The 13,991-nt window shown below is 38.7% G+C and carries 16 protein-coding genes; all 16 read right to left on the reverse strand.

The genetic code is table 11. The annotated features are described in order from the left end of the window. Positions 1-196 precede the first annotated feature (196 nt). Positions 197-985 carry an acetyl-CoA carboxylase carboxyl transferase subunit alpha gene (locus IGL17_RS11105; protein WP_002362363.1) on the reverse strand — a complete coding sequence of 263 codons (789 nt, stop codon included), beginning with the start codon at positions 983-985 and terminating at the stop codon, positions 197-199. 1 nt (position 986) lies between these two features. After that, positions 987-1,853: an acetyl-CoA carboxylase, carboxyltransferase subunit beta gene (gene accD, locus IGL17_RS11110; protein ID WP_002356293.1), complete on the reverse strand. Its 867-nt coding sequence runs from the start codon at positions 1,851-1,853 to the stop codon at positions 987-989. A gap of 94 nt (positions 1,854-1,947) precedes the next feature. Next, positions 1,948-3,318 carry an acetyl-CoA carboxylase biotin carboxylase subunit gene (locus IGL17_RS11115; protein ID WP_002367303.1) on the reverse strand — a complete coding sequence of 457 codons (1,371 nt, stop codon included), beginning with the start codon at positions 3,316-3,318 and terminating at the stop codon, positions 1,948-1,950. 7 nt (positions 3,319-3,325) lie between these two features. Beyond that, on the reverse strand, positions 3,326-3,751 hold the full coding sequence (fabZ, locus tag IGL17_RS11120) for a 3-hydroxyacyl-ACP dehydratase FabZ (RefSeq protein ID WP_002356286.1): 426 nt from the start codon (positions 3,749-3,751) through the stop codon (positions 3,326-3,328). 3 nt (positions 3,752-3,754) lie between these two features. Then, on the reverse strand, positions 3,755-4,243 hold the full coding sequence (gene accB, locus IGL17_RS11125; protein ID WP_002397489.1) for an acetyl-CoA carboxylase biotin carboxyl carrier protein: 489 nt from the start codon (positions 4,241-4,243) through the stop codon (positions 3,755-3,757). 1 nt (position 4,244) lies between these two features. Continuing rightward, complete coding sequence (gene fabF / locus IGL17_RS11130) at positions 4,245-5,480, reverse strand: beta-ketoacyl-ACP synthase II (RefSeq protein ID WP_010776117.1); 1,236 nt, start codon at positions 5,478-5,480, stop codon at positions 4,245-4,247. A gap of 18 nt (positions 5,481-5,498) precedes the next feature. Continuing rightward, positions 5,499-6,236 (reverse strand): 3-oxoacyl-[acyl-carrier-protein] reductase, encoded by a 738-nt coding sequence (gene fabG / locus IGL17_RS11135; RefSeq protein ID WP_002356283.1) that lies wholly within the window; start codon positions 6,234-6,236, stop codon positions 5,499-5,501. A gap of 3 nt (positions 6,237-6,239) precedes the next feature. Continuing rightward, positions 6,240-7,169, reverse strand: a complete 930-nt coding sequence (gene fabD, locus IGL17_RS11140) for an ACP S-malonyltransferase (protein ID WP_010776118.1) — start codon at positions 7,167-7,169, stop codon at positions 6,240-6,242. A gap of 32 nt (positions 7,170-7,201) precedes the next feature. After that, positions 7,202-8,158, reverse strand: a complete 957-nt coding sequence (gene fabK, locus IGL17_RS11145) for an enoyl-[acyl-carrier-protein] reductase FabK (protein ID WP_010707125.1) — start codon at positions 8,156-8,158, stop codon at positions 7,202-7,204. A 136-nt stretch (positions 8,159-8,294) separates the two neighbouring features. After that, entirely contained in the window at positions 8,295-8,522 is a 228-nt protein-coding gene (locus tag IGL17_RS11150) for an acyl carrier protein (protein WP_002356278.1), read from the reverse strand. Between the two features lie 52 nt (positions 8,523-8,574). Continuing rightward, positions 8,575-9,540 carry a beta-ketoacyl-ACP synthase III gene (locus IGL17_RS11155; protein WP_010713112.1) on the reverse strand — a complete coding sequence of 322 codons (966 nt, stop codon included), beginning with the start codon at positions 9,538-9,540 and terminating at the stop codon, positions 8,575-8,577. Between the two features lie 15 nt (positions 9,541-9,555). Beyond that, entirely contained in the window at positions 9,556-9,996 is a 441-nt protein-coding gene (fabT, locus tag IGL17_RS11160; RefSeq protein ID WP_002362455.1) for a fatty acid biosynthesis transcriptional regulator FabT, read from the reverse strand. A 389-nt stretch (positions 9,997-10,385) separates the two neighbouring features. Then, on the reverse strand, positions 10,386-10,616 hold the full coding sequence (locus IGL17_RS11165; RefSeq protein WP_002379802.1) for a YkuJ family protein: 231 nt from the start codon (positions 10,614-10,616) through the stop codon (positions 10,386-10,388). 100 nt (positions 10,617-10,716) lie between these two features. Then, on the reverse strand, positions 10,717-11,607 hold the full coding sequence (locus tag IGL17_RS11170) for an NAD(P)-dependent oxidoreductase (protein ID WP_002359377.1): 891 nt from the start codon (positions 11,605-11,607) through the stop codon (positions 10,717-10,719). A gap of 72 nt (positions 11,608-11,679) precedes the next feature. Next, entirely contained in the window at positions 11,680-12,903 is a 1,224-nt protein-coding gene (gene bgsB, locus IGL17_RS11175) for a cell wall glycolipid biosynthesis glucosyltransferase BgsB (protein WP_025193377.1), read from the reverse strand. 46 nt (positions 12,904-12,949) lie between these two features. Continuing rightward, positions 12,950-13,954, reverse strand: a complete 1,005-nt coding sequence (gene bgsA / locus IGL17_RS11180) for a cell wall glycolipid biosynthesis glucosyltransferase BgsA (RefSeq protein WP_002359375.1) — start codon at positions 13,952-13,954, stop codon at positions 12,950-12,952. Between the last annotated feature and the right edge of the window lie 37 nt (positions 13,955-13,991).

Genomic DNA, 13,991 nt, shown 5'->3' on the forward strand with positions numbered 1-13,991 from the left:
TAGTTTCTTCGATTTTAAGAGACTGAAACATAACTAAACAATTATGCTTCAGTCTCTACCTATTGTATTATACTGCATTTTGCTGAAAATTTCTATAAAGGACGGTCGTTCCTTGTAAAAGAACAAGTAAAATAAAAGAAAAAATAAAAAAAGCCACCCATCAACCCCTGAAAAGTTCGTTGATGAGTAGTAACTTCTAATATTTGCGAAAACGTTGGTATCTTTTTTCTAGTAATGTTTCCGTATCTAATTTAGCTAATTCAGTTAATTTTGAAATGAACGCTTTTTGTAACATGCGATTAATTTTTGCTTGTTCCAGAGGCTGACCGTTCATAACTTCTGGAATTACTTTATCTACAATAGCTAATTCCTTCAGCTCTGTCGCTGTGATTTTCATCAATTCTGCTGCTTCTTTCGCACGACTGCCATCTTTCCACAAAATAGAGGCGAAACCTTCTGGCGAAAGAACCGCATAAATCGTGTGTTCCAACATCCAAACTTCATCTGCGACTGCTAAAGCTAAAGCACCGCCACTACCGCCCTCACCAATGATGACTGAAATGATTGGCACTTTCAAATCAGACATCTCTAACAGGTTTTGCGCAATGGCTTCCCCTTCTCCCCGCTCTTCGGCACCAATCCCACAATAGGCACCAGCAGTGTTCACAAAGGTAATGACTGGGCGATTAAATTTTTCTGCTTGTTTCATTAAACGTAACGCTTTGCGATACCCTTCAGGATTAGGTGAACCAAAATTACGTTCAATATTTTCTGGTAGATTTCGACCTTTTTGGATACCTACCACTGTAACTGGTTTCCCTTGCAAAGTAGCAACACCACCGACTACAGCTAAATCATCGGCAAAGTAACGATCCCCATGAAATTCTAAAAAGTCCTCAAAAATTGCTTCTATATATTCTAAAGTTGTCAAACGATCTTGGGCTCTTGCCAAGGTAACAACATCATTGGCTGTTTTCTTTTCCATGTTAGCGCCACCCTTCCAAAGAATGTAAACGTAACAAGTCGCTCAATCGTTGACGCAAAAGATTTCTTGGCACAATCTGATCTACAAAACCATGTTCTAAAAGAAACTCGGCCTTTTGAAAATCATCTGGCAACTCTTGACGAATCGTTTGTTCAATTACACGGCGGCCAGCAAAACCGATTAAACTCTGAGGCTCTGCCAAAATAATATCGCCATCCATCGCAAAACTTGCGGTAACACCGCCAGTCGTTGGATCAGTCAATACCGTAAGATACAGCAAGCCTGCTTTGTTATGCCGTTGCAAAGCGGCCGAAATTTTCGCCATTTGCATCAATGAAAAAATTCCTTCTTGCATACGGGCACCACCAGATGCAGTGAAAATCACCACTGGTAAATGCTTTTCTGTCGCCCGCTCAAACAAGCGTGTGATTTTTTCACCAACAATCGTTCCCATACTGCCCATGATAAAATTAGCGTCCATGATTCCAATTGCAACAGCTTGTCCTTCAATTGTTGCTTCTCCCGTTAAGACAGCTTCATCTAGCCCAGTTTTTTCTTGCATTTTTTCAATTTTTTCAAGATAACCAGGAAAATTTAGTGGATCTTTTGTTACTAATTCACTGTCCCAATTGTGGAAACTCTTTTCATCAACGGTTATCGCTAATCGTTCCCATGCACCAATCCGAAAACTATAGCCACAATGCGGACAGATTTTTTCTGCACCCATTTCTTTTGTATACAGTGTTCGCTTACAAGAAGGGCATTTTGCCCACATATTATCTGGAACAGAAGGCTTCTTTGATGCATCATTTGCATCAGCACGATTTGGATTAATGCGAATGTAATTTTTCTTTTTAAATAATGCCATTTGCTTACTCCTCGTATTTTAGCGGCAAGAGCTCAGCTCCTTTCAAAAGATCACTGATCTTTCCAAGCAAGAGAGCTCTTGCGGCGTTCTTTCTTTAATGATTGCTTTCTGGCTCCCAATTTGGTAGAAATGTTTCTTGTAAAAAGCTTGTGTCATAGTCACCTGTCAAAACATTGTCATGTGTAATTAAATCTAATTGGAATTCGGCATTCGTAATAATACCTTCTGTTACAATTTCATTTAAAGCCCTTTGCATTTTCATCAAGGCATCAAAACGATTTTCACCATGTACGATGACTTTCGCAATCATTGAATCATAATAAGGCGGAATTGAATACCCTGAATACATAGCGCTGTCTACACGCAAGCCCATTCCACCACTAGGCAACAAGAGATTTTGAATTTTACCTGGTGAAGGAGCAAAATTAAAGGCAGGATTTTCAGCGTTAATTCGGCACTCAATCGCATGCCCAGTCATGGTAACATCCTCTTGAGTATAGCCTAAAGGTTCACCTGAAGCAATTTCTAATTGTGCTTTGACTAAATCAATCCCTGTTACCATTTCCGTAACTGGATGTTCGACTTGGATGCGGGTATTCATTTCCATGAAATAAAAGTCGCCAGCTGGATCCATCAAAAATTCAATGGTTCCGGCATTTTCATAATGCACAGCTTGTGCCGCTCGAACGGCCGTTTCGCCTAACATCTGACGCTTTTCTTCAGAAATAGCAATCGATGGTGATTCTTCTAACACTTTTTGATTATTTCTTTGTAGTGAGCAATCACGTTCCCCTAAGTGAATCACATGCCCATATTGATCACCTAAAATTTGCACTTCGATATGACGTGCTGGATAAATAATTTTTTCTAAATACATATCATCATTACCAAATGCGGCTTTGGCTTCTTGCTGCGCTGAAGTAAAGTGTTTCGGTAACTCTTCTTTTGAAAGAACTTTTCGGATTCCTTTTCCGCCACCACCAGCAGCTGCCTTTAACATCACTGGGTAACCAATTTCTTCAGCAATCGTCAACGCTTCTTCGACAGAATCAATGACGCCATCACTCCCAGGAATAACAGGTACCTTGGCTTTCTGCATCAGTTGACGTGCATTTATTTTATTGCCCATTGCATCAATCGTTTCTGCTTTAGGACCGATAAAAGTAATGTTACATTCTTCGCACATTGAAGCAAATTGACTATTTTCAGATAAGAAACCAAACCCTGGATGAATCGCTTCAGCATTGGTAACAATCGCTGCACTTAAAACAGCTTGAACATTTAAATAAGAATCAGTTGCTTTCGCCGGTCCAATACAAATGGCTTCATCTGCTAACTGTGTGTGTAACGCTTCTTGATCCGCTTCAGAGTAAACAGCAACTGTTTGAACGCCTAATTCGCGACAGGCACGAATAATACGAACAGCGATTTCTCCGCGGTTTGCGATTAATACTTTCGAAAACATTTTTCACCTATCCAATCATAAAGGTTAATTCAGCCTCGGCAACTTTTTTTCCATTAACTTTTGCCACACCTTTACCCATTCCAGCAGAAGCGCGGACTTTTAAAAGTTCAACCTCTAAAATTAATGTGTCGCCTGGTGTTACCTTTTGTCTAAATTTTGCTTTATCTAATCCACCAAAGTATGCCGTTTTCCCTTTGAATTCAGGCATTGAAAGTAATGCCACGGCGCCTGCTTGAGCCAACGATTCAATAATTAAAACTCCTGGCAAAACAGGATTCCCAGGAAAATGACCTTGAAAAACTTGCTCATTAACCGTTACATTCTTTTTCGCTACAACGCGTTCCCCAGGAATGACTTCTTCAACACTATCTAATAATAAAAAGGGATAGCGATGTGGTAAAATTTCTTGAATTTCTGTAATTGTTAATTTCATGTTTTATTCTCCTTTAGCAACTCGGAATAGCGGCTGACCAAATTCAACCACATCTTCATTGTTGACTAACACTTCGGTGATCACGCCGTCAACTGTCGCCGTAATTTCATTCATTAATTTCATCGCTTCAACGATACACACAACGTCACCCGTTTTAACAGTGTCTCCTACTTTGACAAAGTTCTCTTTATCTGGTGCTGGTTGTAAATAAACGATTCCTACAATAGGTGACGTAATTTCTTCTGTCTTTTCATTGGCTGTCGGTGTATTGGTTGGCGTTTCTTCAACGACAGAAACTGTTTCAACAGGCACTGACACACCACTAGCGGCTACTGGTGTTTCTTGTGGTTGCGCCACTGGTTCTACGGCACTTCGTCCAGAAACTGTATTTTTATTCATATATAATTCAAACGAGCCTTCTCGTAAATCAAATTCGGTTAAAGTTGATTGATCAAATTGTGTTAATAGTGCTTTTACTTCTTCTAACTGCATGTTAATCCTCCCAGCGTTTTAAGCAAATAACTGCATTGTGGCCACCAAAGCCTAGCGAGTTACTTAAAGCATAATCAAATTTATGCTCTTTGCTTTCGTTTAAAACAACGTTCACCGTAATTGCTTCATCTTGATTTTCCACATTAATGGTTGGCGGAATAAATTGATGTTGTAAAGCATTTAGGGTAGCAATTCCTTCAATTCCACCAGCGGCGCCTAAGAGATGTCCCGTCATACTCTTTGTACTACTTACATACGCCGTTTTTGCGGCATCACCTAAAGCCAATTCAATTGCTTTAGATTCTGCACTGTCATTAGCTTGTGTGCTTGTTCCATGGGCGTTAATATAGCCAATTTTTTCTGGAGAAATCCCCGCTTCTTCCATTGCTAGTACCATGGCTTTCGCTGCGCCGCTCCCATCTGGTGTTGGCGATGTCATATGATAGGCATCGCAATTAGCACCATAGCCAACCACTTCACCTAAAATAGTTGCGCCTCGTTCTAGAGCATGATCTAATGATTCTAAAATAAAGACACCCGCTCCTTCTCCCATCACAAATCCACTACGTTCTTTATCAAAGGGAATTGAGGCTTTTTCTGGATCAGTCGCCTTTGTTAAAGCGGTCAAGGAAGCAAATCCTGAAATACCGATTTCTGTAATAGGCGCTTCTGCTCCACCAGCAATAATGACATCGGAGTAGCCATGTTTGATATTGCGGAACGCTTCCCCAATTGAATGAGTTGCACTAGCACAAGCCGTCACTGTTGACGTACAAATTCCTTTGGCACCAACACGTAAAGCAATATTTCCCGCCACCATGTTTCCAATCGCCATTGGAATAAATAACGGTGCCACACGTTCAGGTCCTTTGTCGTGCATCCGAATTACTTGATTTTGAATTGTTTCCAAACCACCAATCCCGGAACCCACCATGACGCCAAACCGATCCACATCTAGTTGACTGGTATCCAAGCCACTCATAGCCATTGCTTCTAAGGCCGCATAAATGCCAAATAACGAAAACTTATCCATGCGTTTGCCATCTTTTTTAACAAAATATTTTTCCATTGGAAAGTCTTTCACTTCAGCTGCTAAGGTGACACCTGTTTCACTAACATCAAATTTACTAATCGGTCCGATACCATTTTCCCCTGTTTTCAAACTTTCTAAAAAAGTCTCAGGTTCATTGCCAATCGGCGAGGTGACACCGTAACCGGTAATAACTACTCGATTCATCCTTTTGACTCCTTTCGTTTATCCGTGCATGACTAAGCCGCCATCAACATTCACGACTTGCCCAGTAATATAGGGACTTTTAGCTAAGAATATCGCTGTAGCTGCGACATCTTCGACTTGCCCAAACGTTTGTAAGGGAATTTGCGCATTCATTTGTGTTTTAACTTTTTCCGATAAAACATCCGTCATTTCTGTTTGGATAAACCCTGGTGCAATCGCATTGCAGGTAATACCGCGCGGCGCAACTTCTCGTGCCACCGATTTAGTAAAACCAACGACACCGGCTTTACTCGCAGCGTAGTTTGCTTGACCAACATTTCCCATTAAACCAGAAACGCTAGCCATATTAATAATCCGACCACTTCGTTGTTTCATCATACGTTTAACCGCTTGTTGGGTCATGTTAAAAGTTCCTACCAAGTTAATATCTAAACAGGCATTAAAATCCTCTTTTGTCATTCGTAATAATAATTTATCATTCGTAATCCCAGCGTTATTCACCAGAATATCAATCGAGCCTAATTGGTCAACAGTTGCTTGAATCATCTCACCTGCTGCATCAAAATCGGAAATATCTCCAGAAAGGCCAATACATTTTACCCCAAAGGCTTCAATTTCTTGTCGTTGTTCTGGCGTAATCTCACTCCGACCGTTTAAAACAATATTGGCGCCCTCTTTCGCAAAAGCCAACGCAACTGCTTTGCCAATCCCACGAGTGCTTCCAGTAATAAATACGTTTTTTCCTGTTAATTCCATTTTTTACCTCCCAGTAAGTGCTGTTAACGTTTCTGTTAATGTTGCAACATCTTCCACACGGTGCATTTCAATTGTTTTGTCAATTTTTTTAACAAAACCAGTTAATGTTTTCCCTGGACCAACTTCAATCATCGTTCCTACGTTCATAGCCTTCATCGTTTCGATACTGTCTTCAAAACGTACCGCAGACATGACTTGCTTTTCCAATAACGCTTGAATTGCCTCTTGGGGCATAATTTCGGCAGTCGTATTACTAATGACAGGAATTTGCATCGTTTGAAAGTTCAATTTTGCTAAATCCTGAGCCAATTTTTTTGATGCTGGTTGTAACAGTGCCGTATGGAAAGGACCACTCACATTTAACGGAATCATTCGCTTCACACCAGCTTCTTTGAGAAGTATCATCGCTTGATCAACAGCAGCAACCTCACCACCAATCACGATTTGTTGTGGTGTATTATAATTTGCTGGAGCCACAATTCCGAAAGTACTGGCTTCTTGACAGGCTTTTTCAATTACTTCACGCTCAGCATTCATGACAGCAACCATTTTGCCAGTTCCTTGTGGTGCTGCGTCTGTCATGTACTGACCGCGCTTTTGGACCAAGGCCACTGCTTCTGAAAAACGCAAAGCCCCGCTGGCAACCAAAGCACTGTATTCCCCTAAGCTTAAACCCGCTACGACATCAGGTGTTAGTCCTTTTTGTTGCAAAAGACGGTAAAATGCGACACTGACTGTTAAAATAGCAGGTTGCGTATATTCTGTTTCATTTAAACGTTCATTTTCAGTAAAACAAAGTTCTGCCATCTCATAACCTAAGATATGACTTGCTTCATCGAAAGTTTCCCGAACAATCGCTTCTTGGTGATATAATTCTTCACCCATCCCTTGATACTGGGCTCCTTGTCCACTAAATAAAATCGCTGTTTTCATACGACACCTCATTTTTTGTTAAAATTATTCACTTAGCCCCAACGCTGATTCATCTTATGTACAATCGCTTTGCATTCAGACATGAGTGAATCAATGATTTCTTGGGCTGTTTCTTCTTTTTTTATTAACCCGGCAATTTGTCCCGCCATGACGGAACCGTAATCCATATCCCCGTCAACGACAGCTTTGCGCAAAGCGCCTTGACCAATCTTTTCAAACATTTCTAAATCAGGTACTTCTTTTTGAAGTTCTTGCTTTTCTAATTGATTATATTGAGCGGTTAATTTATTTTTTAAAGTACGCACTGGATGGCCAAAATGTTGACAGGTAATTACTGCATCTAAATCACGTGCCTTTAAAACTTTCTGTTTATAATCTGGATGAACGTTGCATTCTTTTGCAATTAAAAAACGAGTGCCTAACTGGACTGCTTCAGCACCTAACATAAAGGCAGCAACCATACCACGACCATCACCAATCCCACCTGCTGCAATCACAGGAATTGACACAGCGTCAACGATTTGCGGTAAGCCACTCATAGTGGTTAACTTGCCAATATGTCCACCAGCTTCCATTCCTTCAAAAATGACAGCATCGGCACCAATTTTTTCCATTCTTTTTGCTAAAGCAACTGAAGGAACTACTGGGATTACTTTAATGTTATGTTCTTTAAAGCGAGCCATGTATTTGGCTGGATTGCCCGCACCTGTCGTTACGACAGGAACCTGTTCTTCACAAACCAAATCGACAATTTCATCGACAAAAGGTGAAAGTAACATGATATTGACACCAAAGGGTTGCTCCGTTAATTCTTTAACTTTTTTAATTTCTTTTTTTACGACTTCTTTTGGGGCATTGCCGCCAGCAATAATCCCTAATCCACCAGCGTTTGACACGGCACTTGCTAATGAAGCATCGGCTACCCAAGCCATACCGCCTTGAAAAATGGGATAATTGATTCCAAGCAACTCACATAACTGTTGATTCATTGATTTTATACGTCCTTTAGTTCTAAGATAAGTACACTTCATTCAAGTAAAAAAGGATTTTTCCGGCTTATTTACTTGTTTTTTTAGGGACTGGGTCATTTAGCAATTAAATGTCCCAGCCCCCTATTTTCATGTATTAGTTTGCTTGTTGTTTTTCTACATATGTTACTAAATCTTGAACGGTTTGGATGCCATCTTCTGTTTCGATTTTCACATCAAATTCATCTTCGATTTCGTTAATGATTTGGAATAAATCTAAGCTATCCGCATCTAATTCTTCTTGAATGTTTGTAGTTAATTGTACCTCTTCAGCATCTTTTCCTAATTCTTCTACGATAATTGCTTGAATTTTTTCAAATACCATGTGTATATTCCTCCAAAATAGTCATTTTCTTCATTTATATGTGAACAGTTTTTTACAGCGTTAGGAGCAGTGAGCCCCATGTTAAGCCGCCGCCAAATCCTGTTAGCACCACGCGTTGTTGGGAACCTAAAATTAAGGTCCCATTTTCAACTGCTTCATCCAACAAAATAGGAATGCTAGCAGCTGAGGTATTGCCATATTTATCCATATTCGTTAAAAACTTCTCGCGGGAAATCTTCGTCTTACGTGCAATTTTATCGATAATGCGCACATTTGCTTGATGTAGTAGAAGATAATCCACGGTTTCGTCCGTCACGAGTGATAAAATATTTTGTGAAACATCTTTAATCGCAAAATCAAAAATACTACGTCCTTCCATCTGTAACGTCTTACTCGCCTGCTTATGCCCCTGATAAAAAGGACTTTCGTTGATCGTGTAGCCTGAAGTTAAAGCCGCCCACCGTTGTCCATCTGCTTGTAATTTTTCATTTAGAAAATGCGGTGTCTCAGCCGCTTCAATCAAGACGCCGGCAGCCCCATCACCGAAAAGCACCGCTGTGGAGCGATCGGTCCAATCCAACATTTTGGAAAATGTTTCGCCACCAATTACTAGACCTGTTTGATAACGACCACTTAAGACTAGTTTTTCTGCCATGCTTAAGGCATAGACAAAACCAGAACACGCTGCACTGATGTCAAAAGCAAAAGCCTCAGTAGCGCCAATTGCGCCTTGCACTTGGCAAGCAACAGAAGGCATATTGAAATCTGGTGTCACTGTTGCAACTAAAATAAAGTCAATCTCACTTGCTTGCTTTCCAGATTTTTCCAATAACTGTTTTGCGACTTGATGACATAAATCAGACGTATTTTCTTGCGTAACGATGCGACGTTCACTAATGCCTGTTCGCGAATGTATCCATTCATCAGAGGTATCCATCATTTCACTCAGTTGCTGATTCGTGACACAATTCTCTGGAACATAACGGCTTGTACAACTAATTCGTGCATAATTCTTCATGGGGATCCTCACTTTTTATTTGTATTCTTGCAAGAAATCATGAAGATTTTTTAGTGCTCTTAACAGCGCTTGTTCTTCTTCTTGCTCCATGCCTTTCAAAATGTTTTTAACCATTTCACGATGAAAATGCTGATGGACTCTAAAAAGTAATTTTCCTTTTTTAGTTAAGCCAAGCTTTACTACACGTCGATCATCTTCACTACGCAAACGTTCAACATAGCCTTTTTTAACTAAGTTGTTAATCGCTACAGTAAGTGTTCCGACGGTAATTGACAGTTCCTTGGCTACTTCTGAAGACGTTTTTTTCTTGTACATACCAATTGCTTCGATTGTGTGCATCTCCGTAATGGATAAATCATTAAATTGTGATTTTTTCAATTCAGATTCTTCAATCGTTAAGATGTCATTAAAGACACTGACTAAGTAATCGTTGACTGTTTCTAAATTAGGTTCCATTCTGTGCACCATCCATATACTTTGATTATCAAAACATTTGATGTTCAAACTATATCGTAAATAAGCAAAGAATGCAAGAGAATTTTCTATATTTTTAATGAAATATTCTTCAAATATTTCAAAAAAGGCGCATTTTCAAGGGACGAGGCTTTTAAAAAAAGGATCAATTACTTTGATACCCAAACTATTTTCACAGAAAAAGGAAAGAAGTGCAACTAAAAAGCATCACTGGCACTCCCCTGATTGAGAAGTGCCAGTGATTTTTGTTATATAATTCTTAAACTCCCACTAAGCTATTGCTACAACTTGACTGGATAATACGAGAAGAGAGTGAACCAGAAGCTTTGGTGCTTCTACTCCACTCCCTTATTAAAATGTAGGACGATTAATTATTGAATTAAGTCGTAAATTTCCATTGCTACAATATCGATGTTATCGAATTGATAGCTTTGGTGCGTATCAGATTCTGTTAATTCAAATGTTTCTGTTGATTTATCAAAACTTACAATACATTTCTCTACGCCTTCACGTTCAAAGCGGCGTACTTGTACTTCATTATCTGCTGCTTCGATCATTGCTTCCAGTCTCTTAATAATCGCCACAAGTTGTGAATGTTTCATCAGTGGGCCTCCTTTTGCAAACTAGTTCTGTACCATTGTAACAAAACATTGCCTAACTTGCATGATTTTTCGTCATTTTTTTTGATTTTTTTGTTGTTCTTTAATTTTTATTCGTTGGTTGCTTGCCATCTGTCCACCAAAGCTTAATTAAGGCCTGTGTGCCATCATTTTCAAACCCTTTATCTGCAAGGCTTTCATATAATTCTGTCGCTTTTTGCGTCGCTGGCAATGGAAGGTCAAGTTTTTTTGCTTCATCTAACGCAATCTTTAAATCTTTGATAAAATGTTTAACAAAAAAGCCTGGCGTATAATCTTCTTTTAAAATACGCGGACCATAATTACTTAATGACCAGTTCGCAGCACTACCACCACCGACTGTTTCCAGAACTTTTTCTAAAGTTAATCCTGTCGCATTTGCATAAACGAGCATTTCAGTCAAACCGGTCATTGTGCCTGCAATCATTAACTGATTCGCCATCTTAGTGTGTTGCCCTTTTCCAGCTGAGCCGTGTAGCATAAACGTTTTACCAAATGTTTTGAAAATTGGTAAGACGGTCTCATAACTTTCTTGATCGCCACCAACCATAATTGTTAAAGTACCATTTTTAGCACCTAAGTCACCACCAGAAACTGGCGCATCCAACGCATGAGCACCCACTTCTGCTGCTTTTTTGGCAATCTTTTCAGCCAAGGTCGGCGTACTTGTGGTTAAATCTACTACTATTTTACCTGTAAGATCTGCTTGAAAAATCCCTGTTTCATTAAAATATACGCCTTCAACATCTGAAGGAAAGCCAACCATTGTAAAAATGATATCGCTGGCTTCTGCAATTGCTTTTGGTGTATCATACCAAACTGCTCCTTCAGCAACTAAATCATCTGTTTTACTTTTTGTTCGATTGTAAACATTGACAGATAAATTGTTTTTCATCATGTTACGAATAATTGATTTCCCCATGACACCCGTTCCAATAAAGCCGATTTTAGACATAGTAGCTTCCTCCGTTCTTAAAATAAAAAACTTTCCTCCTTCAGTATAAACGAAGGAGGAAAGTTTTGCAGTTTATTTTCTTAAAGATGTAAATTTTACTTTAATTTTTTTAATTGAGTCCGCATTTTCTTTTTCCATTTGAAGTTGATCAAAGCAAATCAATGTATCTTGATAAAATTCAATCATTTTGTTGCCAAAGTTTGTAGAAGAAATTTCAAATAATTTTTCATCTAAAATAGTTTGGTCCATTTTAATATTTGCTTGTATATAGTCAATCAATGTTGGGGCAAAATCACTGTCTGTCTTAAAAGTTTTGCCTAAGCTTTCATGATCAAATAAATTATTTAAATAGGCGTTCCCTTCTGCAACACATTGAACGCCAGCAGCCATCGCTTCTGTATAAGTTAAGCCTTGTGTTTCCGACGTTGAGGCGCTGACAAAATAGTCAGCAGCTTTATAATAAATAGCGACTTCTTCATTTGGCACTTCACCCGTAAATTGAACGTATTCACTAACTTCTAGTTCTTCTGCTAATTCTTTTAAATTCTCTAGATAGGGACCATTTCCAACTATTACTAAACGAGTTTGTGGTAATTTTTCAATAATTTGTGGTAATCCTTGAATAATTGCTTGAATATTTTTTTCATAAGAAATTCGACTTAACGATAACAACATAATCTGTTGCTCTTCAATACCTAATTGTTGACGCATTCCAGCGATCATTTCTTCAGTAATATCGGGACGTAAAAACTTATCAATTTCGATCCCTGTTGGAATAATTCTCATTGGTGCGGTCACTCCATAATCCCGTAATTTTTCAATTACACGTTCACTGGGACAAACAACACCTGTCGTATGATTTGTAAACACTCTTGAAAAGAATTTAACATGTGATGGACGGACAACTTTTCCTTTAGCAATATAATGTAAGTAATCTTCATACATCGTATGATACGTATGGATGACAGGAATTTTCATTTTTTTCCCAACCATTTTCCCTAAAATACCCGCACCAAATTCAGTATGTGTATGAATTAAATCTAATTCCAATTCTTTGGCAATTAAATAGGCGTACCACATGCCGCGAACCACTACTCGGCGATCTTTAAAAGATACGAATGGCACACTAGGCATTCGTATGACATCTTCTTCAAAATCAGTCGCGTTAGGATCGGTTGTCGTAAAAATATACACTTCATGGCCGTGCTTTTCTAATTCATCTTTTAAGGTCTTAATAGAAGTCGCTACCCCACTCACTTGCGGGAAATACGTATCAGTAAAAAAACCAATTTTCACTCTCATTACCTCCATTTCATCTAACAATAACTGCCTTCAAAATTTGTTAAGACAAGACTGTTTCGTAGACTTCTTTTAACTCGTAACCAATTTGCTTGATACTTCTTTGCTCTGCTACTTGATAGCCTGCTTCTCTAGTGCTAGGTATTTTTCCTTCTAATAAGCCTTCAATATATTTTTTAAATTCTTCAATAGAATGACCCATATAACAATTTTCATTAGCTACTAGCCAGCCTTGATAAACTGGAATATCACGCACTAAAACTTGTTGCTGACTAGCTAATGCTTCTAAGACAACAATTCCTTCCGTTTCTTCACGCGAAGGGAAAAAGAAGAGATTCGCTGCCGCATAGGCCCCTTCGATGACATCTCCTTTAATATAACCTGGGAAAATAACATTTTCTGGATGATCTTCTTTAACTAATTGTCGAATATTTTTAGGGATAGAATACATTGGTGTATCACCAAACCAGATAAATTGATACTCTGGTAACTGTCGTGCAACTTCAATAAAATCAGTGATTCCTTTGCGTTCAAAAAATAATCCAACACAAATAATTACTTTTTTCTCTTCATCTATTTTAAAATATTCTCGGAATTTTTGTTCCTTTTCTTCTGAAGGATAAAAGCGAGATAAATCAATACCATTTGAGATAGCCGAAATAGGCACTTTAATGCCATATCCTTCTAGCAATGTTTTAGAATACGGTGTTGGTGTAATTAAATGATCCGCTTTAGAATACAAACTGATAAGATATTTTTTTACTAATGGTGCTAGTTGATTAGACCCAATAAAGGAATTACGAAAGTCTTCTTCTGTCGAATGGGCATGATAAATAACTTTTTTTCCTAGTTTGCGTGCTTTTCTGACCATACGATGGCTATTTACGCCGTATGTATTAATATGCAATATATCATAGTCACTGCAATCAGCATCTAATGTATATTCTATTCCAACTTCAGAGAGCGCTCGTTTCTGGTGATCTAATGCTCGACCAATACCTGATTTAGCTAAGATTTTCTCACCTTCAAAATATAACAATATTTTCAAACCCGCTCCTCCTTTTCTGCTTTACTAACTATAATAA

This window comes from Enterococcus sp. AZ088 (genome assembly GCF_051714845.1).
GTDB classification, from domain to species: domain Bacteria; phylum Bacillota; class Bacilli; order Lactobacillales; family Enterococcaceae; genus Enterococcus; species Enterococcus faecalis.

What these genes read in the sequence shown, in the direction of transcription:
- IGL17_RS11165 (WP_002379802.1), bottom strand. Translation starts at nt 10,616, where the DNA reads ATGAAACATTCACAACTTGTGGCGATTATTAAGAGACTGGAAGCAATG.
- IGL17_RS11115 (WP_002367303.1), bottom strand. Translation starts at nt 3,318, where the DNA reads ATGTTTTCGAAAGTATTAATCGCAAACCGCGGAGAAATCGCTGTTCGT.
- fabZ (WP_002356286.1), bottom strand. Translation starts at nt 3,751, where the DNA reads ATGAAATTAACAATTACAGAAATTCAAGAAATTTTACCACATCGCTAT.
- IGL17_RS11105 (WP_002362363.1), bottom strand. Translation starts at nt 985, where the DNA reads ATGGAAAAGAAAACAGCCAATGATGTTGTTACCTTGGCAAGAGCCCAA.
- accB (WP_002397489.1), bottom strand. Translation starts at nt 4,243, where the DNA reads ATGCAGTTAGAAGAAGTAAAAGCACTATTAACACAATTTGATCAATCA.
- fabK (WP_010707125.1), bottom strand. Translation starts at nt 8,158, where the DNA reads ATGAATCAACAGTTATGTGAGTTGCTTGGAATCAATTATCCCATTTTT.
- fabF (WP_010776117.1), bottom strand. Translation starts at nt 5,480, where the DNA reads ATGAATCGAGTAGTTATTACCGGTTACGGTGTCACCTCGCCGATTGGC.
- IGL17_RS11155 (WP_010713112.1), bottom strand. Translation starts at nt 9,540, where the DNA reads ATGAAGAATTATGCACGAATTAGTTGTACAAGCCGTTATGTTCCAGAG.
- IGL17_RS11170 (WP_002359377.1), bottom strand. Translation starts at nt 11,607, where the DNA reads ATGTCTAAAATCGGCTTTATTGGAACGGGTGTCATGGGGAAATCAATT.
- IGL17_RS11150 (WP_002356278.1), bottom strand. Translation starts at nt 8,522, where the DNA reads ATGGTATTTGAAAAAATTCAAGCAATTATCGTAGAAGAATTAGGAAAA.
- accD (WP_002356293.1), bottom strand. Translation starts at nt 1,853, where the DNA reads ATGGCATTATTTAAAAAGAAAAATTACATTCGCATTAATCCAAATCGT.
- fabT (WP_002362455.1), bottom strand. Translation starts at nt 9,996, where the DNA reads ATGGAACCTAATTTAGAAACAGTCAACGATTACTTAGTCAGTGTCTTT.
- fabG (WP_002356283.1), bottom strand. Translation starts at nt 6,236, where the DNA reads ATGGAATTAACAGGAAAAAACGTATTTATTACTGGAAGCACTCGTGGG.
- fabD (WP_010776118.1), bottom strand. Translation starts at nt 7,169, where the DNA reads ATGAAAACAGCGATTTTATTTAGTGGACAAGGAGCCCAGTATCAAGGG.